The 15,882-nt window shown below is 42.7% G+C and carries 8 protein-coding genes; 5 read left to right on the top strand and 3 right to left on the bottom strand.

Features of this window, described 5'->3' with window-relative positions; translation table 11 throughout:
• Window positions 1–147 precede the first annotated feature (147 nt).
• Window positions 148–2,508: a TonB-dependent receptor gene (locus tag MMU05_RS00295; protein WP_418884454.1), complete on the top strand. Its 2,361-nt coding sequence runs from the start codon at window positions 148–150 to the stop codon at window positions 2,506–2,508.
• A 1-nt stretch (window position 2,509) separates the two neighbouring features.
• On the opposite strand, the gene MMU05_RS00290 is transcribed toward MMU05_RS00295, so the two are convergent.
• On the bottom strand, window positions 2,510–3,244 hold the full coding sequence (locus tag MMU05_RS00290; RefSeq protein WP_241139687.1) for a hypothetical protein: 735 nt from the start codon (window positions 3,242–3,244) through the stop codon (window positions 2,510–2,512).
• Between the two features lie 522 nt (window positions 3,245–3,766).
• On the opposite strand from MMU05_RS00290, the gene MMU05_RS00285 reads away from it, so the two are divergent.
• The 4 genes from MMU05_RS00285 (at window position 3,767) to MMU05_RS00270 (ending at window position 12,499) form a co-directional block, all read left to right on the top strand.
• Window positions 3,767–7,915 (top strand): DUF7507 domain-containing protein, encoded by a 4,149-nt coding sequence (locus tag MMU05_RS00285; RefSeq protein WP_241139686.1) that lies wholly within the window; start codon window positions 3,767–3,769, stop codon window positions 7,913–7,915.
• A 4-nt stretch (window positions 7,916–7,919) separates the two neighbouring features.
• The gene (locus MMU05_RS00280) at window positions 7,920–8,882 is read left to right on the top strand and encodes a PorP/SprF family type IX secretion system membrane protein (RefSeq protein ID WP_241139685.1); all 963 of its coding nucleotides are present in this window, start codon (window positions 7,920–7,922) and stop codon (window positions 8,880–8,882) included.
• Between the two features lie 11 nt (window positions 8,883–8,893).
• Complete coding sequence (locus tag MMU05_RS00275; protein WP_241139684.1) at window positions 8,894–11,260, top strand: OmpA family protein; 2,367 nt, start codon at window positions 8,894–8,896, stop codon at window positions 11,258–11,260.
• Window positions 11,261–11,704: 444 nt separating this feature from the next.
• Window positions 11,705–12,499, top strand: coding sequence for a hypothetical protein (locus MMU05_RS00270; protein WP_241139683.1), 795 nt, complete (start codon window positions 11,705–11,707; stop codon window positions 12,497–12,499).
• Window positions 12,500–12,824: 325 nt separating this feature from the next.
• Here MMU05_RS00270 and MMU05_RS00265 read toward each other — a convergent pair whose 3' ends face one another.
• On the bottom strand, window positions 12,825–14,123 hold the full coding sequence (locus MMU05_RS00265; protein WP_241139682.1) for a serine hydrolase domain-containing protein: 1,299 nt from the start codon (window positions 14,121–14,123) through the stop codon (window positions 12,825–12,827).
• 59 nt (window positions 14,124–14,182) lie between these two features.
• Window positions 14,183–15,487: a serine hydrolase domain-containing protein gene (locus MMU05_RS00260; protein WP_241139681.1), complete on the bottom strand. Its 1,305-nt coding sequence runs from the start codon at window positions 15,485–15,487 to the stop codon at window positions 14,183–14,185.
• Window positions 15,488–15,882: the final 395 nt, after the last annotated feature.

Here is a 15,882-nt window from a genome sequence, read left to right as displayed (position 1 = left end):
GTTTTTTAAAATAATATATTGCTTACAAATGATAGGAGAGAATATCTTTCTTATTCATTTCAAGCCTATTTGATAAACCTAATTCCAGACCTTACTTTGAATCCGCACCTGAAGCAACCAAAAACCCGATCCAAGGTTTTGGTTTTCATCATTACCTCGATTTTCCTTTTATTCTTTTCTTCCCTTGAAGCACAGCAGGGAGGCAAGGGGAAAGTGACAGGGAAAATCGCAGATGCCAATTCAGGAAACCCCCTTTCTTTTGCCACAGTAGCCATTTACAAAAGTCCCGAGCAGCTTGTCGAAGGGAATATCACGGATGACAAAGGCGAATTCACCATTGACATTCCTTTTGGGACGTATTATGCTTTGATAGAATTTATGGGTTTTGAGCCTTTCAAAAGTCCTGAATTCCAGGTTTCAAAAGAGCAGCCGGTATACCGTTTTGAGTCTCTGAAGCTCAATCCGACCATGAGCAACTTGTCAGAGGTGGTGGTGGAAGGTGAGAAGGCTTTTATGGAGCTTGCTCTGGACAAAAGGGTATTCAACGTCGGACAGGACCTTGCCAATGCCGGTCGGACGACAGCTGATATTCTGATGAACCTGCCTTCGGTGTCGGTAGATACGGAAGGAAACGTCAGCCTGAGAGGATCCGGAAATGTGCGGATACTGATCGATGGGAAGCCTTCAGGTTTGGTCAGTTTCAAAGGCAGCCGTGGCCTGCAGCAACTTCCTGCGAGTATGGTCGAAAGTGTCGAGGTCATTACCAATCCCTCAGCAAAGTATGAGGCCGAAGGGATGGCGGGCGTGATCAATATCATTCTGAAAAAAGACAACAACCAAGGCTTCAACGGTTCTTTTGAAGCAACTGTGGGCGATCCGCTCAATCTTGGATTGGCTGCCAACCTGAATTACAGGCACAAGAAAATCAATTGGTTTGTCAATTATGGCTTGGCCAAAAGACGACAGCCGCGCAACGGCACCTTATTTCAGGAAGCTTTTGGAGGAGATACCCTTTTCATTTCTGACCAATCCACCACGGGCGTAGTCAATAGCCTCAACAACAATATCCGGGCGGGATTGGATTATTATTTCAATGAAAAAAGCATCCTGACAGGTTCGTATCTGTGGAGGAGAAGTGATGCGCACAGGATCACCGATATCAGGTATGACGATTACATTTTCTCCAAAGACAACCTGCAGAGCTTCAGCAAAAGAAGGCAGGACGAGACCGAAATGGAACCCAATTCGGAGATAATCGTGAGCTACAAGCGCTCCTTTGAGCAGAAAGGTCATGAGTTCGTGGCAGCCTTTACTTATTTGGACTATTGGGAAAATTCCGATCAGTTGTTTACCGAGGACACTTTTTCTCCCGAGGGAGTGATGGACCCAAGCCAATCTTTGGTACAGACTTCCATCAATGATGAGTTTGAAAAGCAATACCTCATACAGATCGATTATACCAAACCTATTGGCACCGGCGGCGGAAAATTTGAAACTGGATTGAGAAGCAGTTTCAGGAATATGGAGAATGATTTTGTTGTGGAAGAGAAAAATGAAAATGGTGATTTTTTCCCGCTTCCGGGTTTGGATAACATTTTTCTCTATGAAGAAAACATCCATGCCATCTACGGCATTCTTGGAAATAAGTCCAACAAATTCAGCTACCAAGGAGGTTTGCGTGCGGAACTGACAGATGTGACGACAATTTTGGTCAAAACCAATGAAGTCAACCCTAGGAATTATGTCAACCTATTCCCAAGTGCACACCTCACTTATAATATTAGCAAAGAGGATGCCATGCAGCTAAGCTACAGCAGGAGGGTTAGAAGGCCGGTTTACAATGATCTGAGTCCGTTTGTGACTTTTTCAGATGCAAGGAATTTCTTCAGTGGAAATCCAGACCTTGAACCCGAATTTACCGATGCTTTTGAATTGGGCCATATCAAGTATTTTGAGAAAGGATCACTCTTCTCGACCGTGTATTATCGTGATACCAAAGATAAAATCGACAGGATCAGGACAGCCGATAACCAAGGAAATGCCATTACCATCACAGAAAACCTCAATTCCGAAAGGGCTTATGGGATTGAATTCACGACCGATTATGCCATTTTCCCTTGGTGGAAGGCAGATATCAATTTCAACTTTTTCCATGCCAAAGTAGACGGGAGCAACATTCAGGACGATTTTGTGGCAACGACATACTCATGGTATGCACGGCAAAATTCCCGGTTTATTTTTGGGAAAGGATATGATATCCAGTTGCGGGCAAATTATCAGGCAAGACAAAAAACAGCACAAGGTGTAAGGAAATCGATCTTTTTTATGGACTTGTCAGGAAGCAAGGATGTGTTGAAAGGGAGGGGAAAACTGATTTTGACCGTTGCAGATATTTTGAATACACGCAGGGACAGGTATATCGTGGAAGGGACGGGTTTTGTTACCACGGGTGATTTCCAGAATGTGGTCAGACAAGTCAATCTTACTTTAAATTACAGAATCAAATAGGTCAAATCTTTCTTGTCCTTTTTTCCAGTTTTCCGATTTTTTCCTGAAACTGAAGCTCCAACTCATTGATAAAAGTCAATGGATTGTCGTAGGTTTTGAGGACGTGGTATAGGTAATTTGCTTCCAGAGATTTAAGCTTCCTAGCCAAACTCTCCTTTTTGGTCTTCAATGCCTCTAACCTGATTTTGGGATTTACCGTAACTGTTTCTGCCAAATTGCTTGTTTCGCCGGAATATCCCTGAATATTGATTTGGTAAAAGTTGAGCAGCTGTTCCAGGTCCCCATTTTTATAAATATTATTGAGTTGGGCGGTAAGGTCAGTGGCTGTTTTGACTGCATCTTCTTCATCGCTTGGTCCAAGTTTGTCGGGGTGTACCTGTACGATAGCTTCTTTGTAGAGGCGCCTCAATTCCTGCTTTTCATCTTCGCTTGATTCGGGAGTAAATTTCTTGGTAGGTTTTGGTGAAAGTACTTGGACAGGTTCCTTATAATTTTTCCCCCGCTTCTTTTGCTCCAGCCTTTTGGCTTTTTTCAATTGCTGCTTTTCCTTCATTTTTTCATTGAGGGACACCAGCCTGGAAATCAGTAAACCAAGCTTTTGGCGGAGGGTATTTTCGAAGGTGGAGATTTCCCCTCCGATGATGCTGATGTTCTCTTCCAGAACGGAAATTTCCGCCAACAATTTTTGGATGGAATCCTTATTTGGAACAGAGTTTTTTTTGGCTAATTCACCCATGCTTTTTTGGAGAGAAATTGTAAAAGTAGCATTTCGTCTTTCGGGAATTTGGTTAATTTTTTAGTAAAAAAATCTGAAACGACTTTAGGTTGAAAAAAAAATTATTTTTTTTCAAAAATTTTTTTTGACCGAAATCTTCAGAAATCAAGAATTTGGAAAAAAGTCCAAAAACTGGTTTTAGCACTTTTTTGGAATTCGTCACAAGTACTTTGTACTTTATGCTCCTACTGCTCAAAAAGGGCATTTTGCCTAAAAATAATTTGAACGATTTCCTTTTTTCGTAGTCCTTTTTTGATAAAATTTCCATAAATAAGATTCTTGTAAAAATATTATTATTTCCAAACTATATATGTACTTTAGCCCAACAAATGATAATCTTGTCATTAATTGGCAAATCACCCGAAGCGCCGATAGTGGGAAATTAGCCTAAAGCCCCTAGTAAAAACTCGACCTAACTCTATCTAAATCGCCTAAAGCGAAGTTTGTTTTTCTTAATTAATTTCTATCTAAAATAGATTGTTCATGAAGCAATTTTGCAAACAATCTGTATTGCTTGTCATCCTGTTTATTTCATGGTTTCAACTGCAAGCATCAGCAGATTTTTTTCATTCTTCCGCAGGGACTTCCGATTTTTCAACAAAATCCGGATCAGGAACCGATGTGCTTTCCGGCACCACAGTACGCAGTGCGGAAAGTAAAGGGAATTTCGATGCAGTAGCAGGACTTGAAGTATTCAAGGTTTCCAATGTTATCATTGTACAGGCTGGTGGAGAAATCTTATACACCGTAAGTGTTTTCAACGGTGGCCCTGATGCGGCTACCAATGTGACCGTGACAGACGTGCTTCCGGTAGGAACTTCTTTTGTGTCTGCTACCAATGGAGGTGTTTTCCAAACAGGGACCGTGACCTGGCAATTCCCAACCATCGCTGCCGGACAGACAGAAGTGCTGACAGTTAGGGTTCTGGTAAATCTTGGAGTGGTAGAAGGAACAAAACTCACCAACGTAGCACAGGCATCAAGCCCTGATGACCCGGCTTCACCAAAGACTTCCAACAATGCTGATGTAACTGTCCTTAAAGGAATTTTACCGATTTTGGGCATCAACAAGATAGCTGATAAATCCCGAGTGAGATTGGGAGATAATATCACTTATACGATTTCGGTTTCTAACACGGGAAATGCCTTTGCTACCGGAGTCAACATTTCGGATGTACTGCCGACGGGAACAACCTTTGTCTCTACCGACAGGGGAGGAACCCATTCCAATGGCACAGTCAATTGGTCCATAGGGCTTCTTTCGCCTGGTCAAACCTTGGTTATTCAGCTTGTAGTCCGGGTGACCGGAAGTTTCGTAGGTGGCGAAGTTATTACCAATACAGCAACTGTTGTCAGTCCTTCTGATCCGGCTACACCAAAAATTTCAACTCCAAGTCAGGTCATTGTCGAAGAAGTCAAACCTGAAATGGCAATCACAAAGAAGGCTAATGCCCCCACCGTGTTTGCTGGAGAATTAATCTCCTATACCATTCAAGTCACCAACTCCGGAACAGCACCTGCCACCAACGTGACCGTGACAGACCAATTGCCGACCGGCACATTTTTTATCTCCGCAGATAATTCTGTAACCCATAATGCCGGCCTTGTGACCTGGACATTGGGAACTATCGATCCGGGGATAACCCGTACATTGAATCTTGTGGTTCAGGTTGGGTTGACCGTACCAAACGGAACAGTCATCATCAATGGTGTGTCGGTACAAAGTCCGAGTATTGCTGCACCGGTGCTAAACGCTCCTGATCCAGATAATGAGGTAACAGTAGTTTCATTGCCGGAACTGACGGTTTCCAAATTGGCGGCGGCTCCCAAAGTCAATCCAGGAAACGATATTACTTATACAATTACTGTTTCTAACCTTGGCACTGCCAATGCCACGAATGTAACCGTGACAGATGTCCTGCCAACGGGGACTACTTTTGTGAGTGCCAGTAATGGAGGTGCCCATGCCAATGGTACAGTAACCTGGACAATTGCCAGTCTACCCATTGGGGAACAGGAAGAATTGTCACTTGTCGTTACTGCTGCCACAAACCTTACCGACGGTACTCAGCTTTCTAATATTGCTTCTGCGGTTAGTACCCAGGATCCAACAAATATTGTCAATTCCCCTCCAAGTATTGTCACGGTAGAAGTCATTGCTCCGGTTCTTGGCATCACCAAACTCCCGGGAGCCTTTACCGCAAATGCAGGGGAAAACATCACCTACACCATCACGATCAATAATACAGGAAATGCTCCGGCAAACAACCTGATCGTTACAGATCCCCTTCCTGCAAATACGACTTTCGTATCAGCGGACAATGGAGGAACATTTGCCTCAAATCTGGTTACATGGAATTTGGGTGCATTGCAGGCAGGAAATTCGATTAACCTTGTATTGGTAGTAAAAGTAGATCCAAGTACACCTGCAGGCACTAGGATTAGAAACATAGCGACAGCCAATAGCCCCGAAAACCTTGCAGGGCCGGTCTTAAGCAGCAATGATCCAACTCTCGAGGTGGTTATTCAGAATTTATCCAATTTAGTAATTTCCAAAGCCGCAGATAGGCCTACTATCCGTTCAGGACAAAACATCATATATACCATTAATGTAACCAACAATGGCCCAAGTGATGCGCTTGCTGTGGTGGTAAACGATGCCCTTCCGGCTGAGACCACTTTTGTCAGTGCTACAAACAGTGGAGTCTTTGCCAATGGAAATGTCAGTTGGTTGATTGGTATCATTAAATCCGGAGAGCAGGTTAGCCTTCAGGTGACCGTCACTTCATCAGCAGCTTTGGTTGATGGGAATGTGATCACCAATGTGGCGACAGTGGTCAGTCCATCTGATCCGGCAAGCCCAAAAACATCGCCACCAAGTTTGGTCACAATAGACAACAGCTCTCCTATCCTTGAAATCAATAAAACACCGAATACTACGGCGGTCAATGCAGGGGAAGAAATAGTATATACCATCAATGTCAGCAATACCGGAAATGCTCCTGCTACCAATGTGGTCGTCACTGACCAATTACCGGCGGGGACTACTTTTGTCGCAACAGGGAATGGGGGTACACATGCGGCAGGAACAGTGACTTGGCCATTGGGGACAATTGCGCCGGGTGACTCCATCACATTGGTATTGGCAGTGAAGGTCGGGGAGGATGTCTTGGCGGGAACTAAAATCAAAAACATCGCCATCGCAGACAGCCCGGATGATTTTAATGATCCGGTAGAAAGCAGTCCAGATCCGAATCTAGAGGTTAACATTTCCACTTTGGCAAATTTAACCATCACCAAGTCGTCTTCTGCCCCCGAAGTATTGGCAGGCGGAGAAATCGTCTATACCATTTCAGTGACCAATAATGGTCCAAGTACCGCCAGAAATGTGGCGGTCACCGATGTGCTGCCTGTTGAAACGACATTCGTCAGTGCTGATAATGGAGGCACCCATGCAGCAGGAACAGTTTCTTGGACTATTCCTACCATTAACTCCGGTCAAAAAACTGATTTAACATTGACAGTAAAAGCGCTTGAAAGTTTGCTTGATGGTCAGGTTATCAGCAATGTCGCTACGGCGACTTCCCCTACAGACCCGGCAGGGCCTAAGGTTTCTGCTCCGAGTCTGGTCACGATAAACAATTCTTTGGAAGATACCGAGGTGGCTGTTACCAAAAGTGCTTCAGTGCCTTCTGCTTCACCGGGAGAAATTATTGAATACTCTATCGTAATTACCAATAATGGTGAATTCGATGCAAAAAATATAGTAGTTACCGATACCTTGCCTGATGGGCTGATCCCGATGGAAGCCTCCAATCTTGGGGTGATTGTAGACAATATCGTTACTTGGAATATTCCGATTATTACTCCGGATCAATCACTCACTTTGACCATCTCCGTGATGGTGACTTTGGAAGAAGGTTCGGTTGTCAATGAAGTATTGGTGTCAGGTACCAACTTTGATGACGTAGAAGCTGCTTCCCCTGCACTCTCAGTGAATCAGGTAGACCTGAAGCTGATCAAAGAAGTTTCATCCAACATTGTCGCCAAGGGAAGTACTTTCAAATACAAACTTACTGTTGAAAACCTGAGTGACACCAAGGCCACTGTGGTCATTCTCAGCGATACTTTGCCTGTAGGAGTCAAATACAAAAGTGCAACAGCCTCGATCGGAGAGGTAAGCTTCGATATTGCAGAAAATGCCGTCATCCTTGAAATCGATGAAATCCTTCCGGGTGAAATCGTCACTTTGGAGATAGAAGTCACTGCGGAGTCCATCGCTGATATCACCAATATCGCCCAGGTCGTTTCCAATGAGAAAGACTCCAATCCTGTGGACAATACCGCCACGGTTTCACACCGACAGATGGAGTTTTCGATTCCAAATGCTTTCTCTCCAAATGGCGATGGCATCAATGAGGAATGGATAGTCAAAGGTCTTTTGGATATATATCCAAACAACAGACTTGTCATCGTCAACCGTTGGGGTGTTGAAATTTTCAGAGCAAGCAATTACCAGAATGATTGGAATGGGCAAGGTGTGGGTGAGGGGACTTACTTCTACCAACTGACCCTAACCACACAAGATGGCAAAGAGGAAGTGTTCACCGGTTATCTGACCGTAATCAAGTAGAATTATGAAAAAATTATCCATTCTATTTTTCTTTGGGCTGCTGCTTTCCCAAGATCTTTTTGGTCAGCAGGTACCTCAGTTTAGCCAATACATGTTCAATCCACTGTTTATCAATCCTGCTTACACAGGATATAAGGAGCAGCTTTACCTTCAGACTTATTATCGAAAGCAATGGACAGGCGTCGAAGGAAGCCCGGAGACATTTGCTATCGGTGCAGATGGTTATCTGCCTGAGTCCAGGATCGGAGTGGGGATTGTCGGTGTTTCGGACAAAATCGGTGCACAGCGTACCAATGCTGTCTATGGTAACATTGCTTACCACCTCCATATTGCACAGTCAAGTTACCTGAGTTTTGGGATGGGAATAGGGTTGATCAATTCAATGATTGACGGATTGGCACTCTCAACAAGCAACCCCAATGACCCCAGCATCCCCGCGGTAAAAAACCAGGTTTCCTATCCGGATCTCAAATTGGGAATGTTCTATTACGATGACAGCAAGTTTTTTGGGATGGCGGTAGACAACATGATTTCTCCTATGAATCAATCTGAAAACACGGATATCTTCATGGATCCAAGAACGCATTTTTACCTTACAGGTGGTGGATTAGTAGAATTATCTCCTGATATTGCGTTCCGCCCAACTTTCATGATGATTGAGGATTTCAATGCACCCGCAAGGCTTGACTTGACTGCATCCATGGTTTACAAGGAAAAGTTGTGGTTCGGTACCACTTACAGGACTGCTTTGGATTACGCCAACAGGGCAACTTCTGACAATTTGAAAAAAGGAACAGCTGTAGTTTTATTATTTGAGTTTTTTGTAAAAAACGGACTCAGGGTAGGCTACGCATATGATCATAATATTTCAGGCTTTGATGTCCGAAACTTCTCCACCCATGATATTTCTATAGGGTACATGCTAGCACCAAACCGTGTCAGGGTGGTCTCTCCCAGACATTTTTAAATACCAATACAATGAATAAACGATACATACACCTCCTATTTTTAGTCCCGATTATGGTTGGGACCTCCTGCTCTTCATACAACAGTAGTATCAAAAGGGCTAACCAACAGCTGGAATTATTCAATTTCAAGGATGCTTCTTATGAATTTGGAGAAGCTTGGGAAAAAAAGGAAGACAGTGAAACCGCCCGCGGTCTTGCCTATTCCAATTACAAAATGAGGGACTTTGGCAAAGCAGCGGCCTGGTACAGGTTTTTGGAAGACAAGGACGAACTGACTACAGAGGATTCCTACCAATATGCCGAATCACTGATCGCCAATTCCAAATTTGACGAGTCTGCCAAGATCCTCGACAAGATGATCCTCAAAGACGGTGAAGTAAGCAAACAACCAAAATGGATGATGCTGCGCAAATCCGCAGGTGAGGCAAAAGAGATTTTGAACACCCCAACAAAATACCAGATCAAACCCCTAAAATCCCTGAATACAACCTATTCGGAATTTGGTCTTACAATAGACGAAGGAGTGATTTTCTTCAGTTCAGATAGGCTGTCTGACAAAAAAGGGGCAGTTGGACTGACTGATAACCAAAGGTATGGCTGGACCGGCAATGGCTTCCTAACAGTATATGAAGCCAATTTGAATAAAACCAATGATGACTTGGAAAATATAGTTTCTTCCAAAGTTTTCCAAAATGAAAACCATATCGGCCCGATCCATAAGTCGGGTAGCATGATGTTTTATACCGTGACCGAAGCGGGAAACGAAACCAACAAGCGGGAAGGAAGGAAGTTTGGATTGACCCTATACCCTGAAATACTATACAAGGAAAAGAAGGCAGACGGAACATTTGGTGAAGCCAAGTCGCTTAGCATTAATTCCAATTTGAAATATGGTGTCGCTGATCCTTTTTGGGATGAAAGCAAAAAGAGATTGTACTTCTCCTCCAATATGCCCGGCGGTTTTGGAGGAAGTGATATTTATTATCAGGATTATTTGGGAAATGACAAATGGACCAACGCCGTCAACCTTGGAAAAGACATCAACACCTTTGGCAATGACAGGTCACCGTTTATTTATGATGACATCTTTTACTTTTCTTCCGAAGGATTGGGAGGATTGGGAGGATTGGATATTTATAAGTCCAATATGGTGGGGACCTCATTTTCTACTCCCGAAAACCTCGGTGTCCCATTCAATTCCAATAAAGATGATTTCTTCTTTTTCAAGGACAAATCCAACAATGGGCAGGTTTTCCTTACCTCCGATAGGAATGGAAGTGTAGGTTTGGATGATATTTATTTTGTAGAACAATTGGAAGATGAGTTCTTTACCGTAACCGGAGTTGTCAAAGACAAAGAAACGGGGACCCCAATCCAAAATACGGTTGTGACCCTTACAGATACTGCCTCAGGTGTGAATACCTCAGTCGTGAGTGATGACGAAGGAAGGTTTACTTTCTTTTTACCACTCAACAATACTTACACCATTGAAACCGTAACTTCAGGCTATTTCAATCAGGTGAAAGAAGGATTTTCGACCAAGCCAAACCAAAACAACAAACTGGATCTGAATGTATTTTCCGAGAAAGTATCCTTCGACAAAGGCATCAGGATTTTTGATATCTATTATGACTACAACAGTGCAGCCATCAGGTCAGATGCTTCCGTAGAGCTGAGGAAAATCATTGAAGTGATGCGTGACAATCCGCAGTTTAGACTTCAGATGTATTCCCACACAGATTCCAGAGGTAAGGCAGAATACAATGTCAAGCTATCAGAAACAAGAGGTCTTTCAGTAATAAATTACCTGAATACTGAAGGGATTGCTTCCCGTAGGGTAAGGTCTGAGGGAATGGGAGAATCAAGGTTGGTCAATGACTGTGTGGATGTAGTGGAATGCGACGAAGAGGAACACCAAAGAAACAGAAGGACGGAATTTGTCATCATGAACCTCGCTTCTTTTGAAAAGAACCTTCCTTATGAATCTTTCAAATTTGAAGATCCGGACCAAAAAGAAAGGATTGAGACCCTGGCCGTTCCTGAACTTCAAGCTGTACCGGTCAATGTAGAAGTGGTCGTTTCTGAAGTGGAAGATGAGGAAATTGATCCTACCATCGAAGGGGCTTATACTGTCGCGCCATCAGGAAGTTATAACCATTATATCATCATCGAAAGCTGGCAGACAGAGTATATGGCAAGTTTGAGAGCCAAGGAACTTTCCGGCACCTACAAAGTCAACGTGGTACCGCCAACAGACGGAACTTCCAATTACAGACTTTCAGTGGCAGTGTATCCAAGCATGGAAGAAGCCGCAAGGAATGTAAACAGGTTCAGAAAAGAATTCAATGACGAGACAATCTGGATTTTGGCTTATTGATGTGAAAATAATTCCATCCTAAGCACCATCTAAAAACACAATTTCCCGCAGTTCCCGGATCTAAAAATTGGATTCGGGAACTGCGGGAATTTTTATTTGAATCACTTTAAGTGAATGCGGAAAAAGCATGATCGTTAACTGATGCTTACTTTTTTAGTAATGTCATAGAAGATAGGTGTTGAATTTTTTGTCCTTAGCAATGATACTTATTACATTCTATTCAATGAAGATTTTAGGGCTAAGTCATTAATGGACAGATGTTTTTATCATGAAGATTGTATTTTGAAATTTTCACCACTATTTTCATTAATAAAAGTATGATCAATGTCATTAAAATACTGAAAAATTCATATTTAAACATTTAATATTTGTTAAATAAAATTTTTTACATTATATTATTTTGAAATTTTTCATTTAACCAAAATAATCTTAAACCAAAATTTTATGAAACAGATTTTGTTAACACTGATTGTAGTAATTATTGTCGGGGTGACTGTCCATGCACAGTCAACGGCTACAGCCACACCTGACCCTGGAATTACGGTTTACATGTATCGCAAGGTACCTGATGACAAACGTGAAGAGTTTATCAAAAGAGAGACTACGTATTGGGCTGAAATGTTGCGCAAAGAAATACCGAAAGGTAATATCACATTCTGGGCACTCCTAGAAAAAGTGGGTGGTTATGATATGGAAAATTCTTCGAATTTTCTTTTTATAAATACGTACAGGAACATAGACGCGATGAACGAAATCTGGGCTAATATCACAACAGCATTTCCGAATGTAACTATGGATAAGATGGAGACCAATTCCATTAGCACTACTACGAGCGTTTTATTTCTTCGGGATGCCGGTTGGCAGGAAGCGACCGGTGTAGTAGCAGACGAAGAGTACAGATTTATTAATATGATCTATCACAATTCGTCGGATCCTAATGCGTTCGTTGATCTGGAAAATAAACATTGGGCACCGTTCATTAAAACAGTCATGGACAAAAAGCAAACCAGCATGCGAGGATGGGGAAATGCTGTTGTTCTTTCTCCTCATTCCAATAAAATGAATTTTAATTCAGTCTCCTATGATCTTTATCCAACATTGAAAGAAGCACTGATACCTACATGGGATTCCCAAGTCGTTGTTCCCGAAAGTCTTAATGAAGGTATGTCTGAAATCAATAAATTGGAAACAGCTCCAAGAAGTCAGGTAATATATCGGATCGTCAAAGTGGTTAATTAATTTTATTTCTCCTGACAGGAAGACTACATTTCCACTGAAGTAGTCTTTGTTATTTAAGAAAGCCCATAAAAAATGGGCTTTCTTTTTTCAGTCAATTTGAATGTTAGAGTTTCACATGCCCTTCAAGTCGGCCTCAGTTCAATTTGTATGAGAGATCAAGAGCCTTTGAAGAATAATCACAGATTTTGACAAAATAAAAAAGCCAGGTTCTCACCTGACTTTCTATTCTTCTTTTTAGAATTTTCAATTTAAACCTCACCAAACAAACTCTGAAATTCAATAGAAACCACAGTGGACAGTCGTCTGTGGACTGTCAAACTATCCCTCAATCATCCACCAAAGTGAATACCATCTGACGGAATTTCCAGCCTGTTTCCTCGCTGATTTGTTGGGTTTGTTTCATGAGGATGCCGATGATTTTTTCCTCCGGATCGGCAAAGTATTGGGTATTGAAATAGCCTCCCCAATCGAATGTTCCCACACTTCCTTCACCTCCTTCTGCGATTCCTTTCTCATTGACCACCCCAAATGCCAACCCGTAATGCTTTCTGCCGCCCCAAAAATTTTCTATTTGGATTTGCATCATTGTTTCGATGGTTGTTCGGCTGAGGATCCTGACACCGTTAAGTTCGCCGCCATTGAGGTACATCTGAAGGAAAGTAGCGTAATCTTTTGCCGTGCTCGAAAGTCCTGCCCCTCCCGAGAAGAATTTTTTTGCACCTGTGATTGGGTAATTGGGGTCATAGAAAGTGGTCGGAAAACCTTCCCATTTGCCATTGGCTTTGCGGTGGATGGTAACCAATCTTGACGATTTTGCCTCAGGTAAGTAAAACCAGGTATCCTGCATGCCCAAAGGCTCAAACAATCGCTCTCTCAAAAACTGATCGAATGGCTTGCCTGACACGATTTCTACCAAATATCCCAATACATCCAATCCTTCGGAATAAGTGAATTTTTCTCCCGGATTGTGGTGGAGTGGCAGTTTGGCCAATTTTTTCACATTGTCCCCGATGCTGATATTTTGGGTGGTGTAGAGGTCAATGATTCCGGCTTTGTTGTAAATCATCCGCACCCTTTCGTCTCCATCAATCACGCCATAACCCAAACCTGAAGTATGGGTCAGCAGGTGGCGGATGGTGATTTCCTTGTTGGCGGCAACAGCCGTGTAGGAAGTGTCGCCATAGCGGAAATTCTGCAAAACCTGCGGATTTTTGAATTCAGGGATAAACTTCGAAATCGGATCGTCCAACCTGAATTTTCCTTCTTCCCACAGCATCATGACCGCGGTGGAGGTGATGGCTTTTGTCTGGGACGCGATCCTGAAAATCGCATCTTTCTGCATGGCTTTGCCGGATTCCACATCTGCAAAACCTTTGGCAGAGTGGTAGACGATTTTACCGTTGCGGACTATGAGCGCTACCAAACCTGGCAATTCTTCATTTTTGACGGACTCTTCCAACATGCCATCCAATTTCTTTAAGCGCTCGGGGGAAATCCCCGCACTTTGGGCTGCTGCCTCAGATAGAGGAGGGGATTTTTTGATGGAAGTGGTTTGGGCGATGCCATGCATGCAGACAAGCGGGAATACAAGAACCAATATGAATTTTTTGAATATCGATGTCATGTTAATTTTGTTTTTAGTGATTGGAAGATTAGCAAGAACCTTGAAACTTAAAATTGAAATTAATCATCAATCAGAGAATAAACCATTTGTTTGAATTTCCATCCTGTGGGTTCATTTCCGCCTAATGTTTGCTTGAGAATGATGCCAATGACATTTTCTTTCGGATCAGCGAAATATTGCGTATTGAAAGCACCGCCCCATTCAAATGTCCCGACACTTCCCATTCCTCCCTTTGCAATGCTCTTCTGTGAACTGACTGCGAATCCCAATCCATGATATTTCCCTTCGTTGCCATCCAAATCAACCATTTGGTACGCCATCATGGTCTCTATCGTATTCCTGCTCAGAATCCGGACTCCATTGTATTCTCCACCATTAAGGTACATCTGCAAAAACTTAGCATAATCCATGGCCGTACTGCTGAGTCCTCCCCCTCCCGAGAAATGGGTTTTTGATCCTGATATCGGAAAGTATGGGTCCCCGCCCATGTTTGGACCAGCTTTGACCCATTTTTCATCGTGGGGGACATGAATTTCCACCAAACGAGGGATTAGGTTTTCAGGTAAATAGTACCAAGTGTCCTTCATCCCCAAGGGTGAAAAAATCCGGTCCTTGAAAAATCTGTCCAATGGCATCCCTGAAACAACTTCCACCAAATACCCCAAAACGTCAATGCTCATAGAATAAATAAATTTCTCGCCCGGATTCTGATGAAGAGGTAGTTTTGCTAATTTCTTAATGTTTACCTCATTCGTCATTCCCTTGGTATCAAAAGCCTCAACGATTCCTGCTTTTTGATAAATCATCCTCATCCGCTCGTCTCCATCGATCATGCCATATCCCAAACCTGAAGTATGGGTCAACAGGTGGCGGATAGTTATTTCCTTATTGGCGGCAACAGTAGTGTAAGAGGTATCGCCGTAGCGGAAATTCTGCAAAACCTGTGGATTTTTGAATTCAGGGATAAACTTCGAAATCGGATCGTCTAACCTGAATTTCCCTTCTTCCCAAAGCATCATGACCGCAGTGGAGGTGATGGCTTTTGTCTGGGACGCGATCCTAAAAATGGCATCTTTCTGCATGGCTTTGCCAGATTCTACATCTGCAAAGCCTTTGGCAGAGTGGTACACGATTTTACCGTTACGGACGATAAGCGCTACCAAACCCGGCAATTCTTCATTTTTGATGGACTCCTCCAACATGGCATCCAATTTCTTTAACCTTTCTGGAGAAATTCCCACACTTTGTGGAGTAGCTTCAGATAAGGGAAGGGATTTTTTAATCGAGGGGGTTTGGGCCAATAAGCTTGAACTGACCAAAAAGCAGAGCAAGAATGGTAAGATTGATCTTGGGTTGATTCTCATAGGGACGGGATTGGAAATGAAGTTTTAAGATAATCAAAAAGTCTATTTTATGCTGTCATTGATATTTGTACGGTGGTTTATTTTGGTTTTTTGTTCTCAATTGCTTTTTTGATAATGGGGACACATTGGAAATCAAAAAAAATGAAAGTAAAAAATGGTTTTTAGAAAGTTTTGTTATCCGCTTTTGTATCATTAGCCAAATATCATTTTTCTTCACCTCGGCAAGCTCGGTGAACGGATATCTAGACCATAGGGGGTAGGGGAAATGCGGCTTTGCCGCATTTCCCCTACCCCCTTAAACATCTGTAATTCCTAGTGGTCGAGCCTGCCGAGACCATTCTGTATGTAATCTGATACTGGTAAGAAGGGATATACATATTAGATGTTCTCTCATT

This window comes from Cognataquiflexum rubidum (genome assembly GCF_022538115.1).
Taxonomy (GTDB): Bacteria; Bacteroidota; Bacteroidia; order Cytophagales; family Cyclobacteriaceae; genus Cognataquiflexum; species Cognataquiflexum rubidum.
This window is presented reverse-complemented; position numbering and strand designations above follow the sequence as displayed.

Excerpts from the sequence above, each read along its gene's own strand:
- MMU05_RS00290 (WP_241139687.1), bottom strand. The coding sequence starts at position 3,244 with ATGGGTGAATTAGCCAAAAAAAACTCTGTTCCAAATAAGGATTCCATC.
- MMU05_RS00285 (WP_241139686.1), top strand. The coding sequence starts at position 3,767 with ATGAAGCAATTTTGCAAACAATCTGTATTGCTTGTCATCCTGTTTATT.
- MMU05_RS00280 (WP_241139685.1), top strand. The coding sequence starts at position 7,920 with ATGAAAAAATTATCCATTCTATTTTTCTTTGGGCTGCTGCTTTCCCAA.
- MMU05_RS00275 (WP_241139684.1), top strand. The coding sequence starts at position 8,894 with ATGAATAAACGATACATACACCTCCTATTTTTAGTCCCGATTATGGTT.
- MMU05_RS00270 (WP_241139683.1), top strand. The coding sequence starts at position 11,705 with ATGAAACAGATTTTGTTAACACTGATTGTAGTAATTATTGTCGGGGTG.
- MMU05_RS00265 (WP_241139682.1), bottom strand. The coding sequence starts at position 14,123 with ATGACATCGATATTCAAAAAATTCATATTGGTTCTTGTATTCCCGCTT.
- MMU05_RS00260 (WP_241139681.1), bottom strand. The coding sequence starts at position 15,487 with ATGAGAATCAACCCAAGATCAATCTTACCATTCTTGCTCTGCTTTTTG.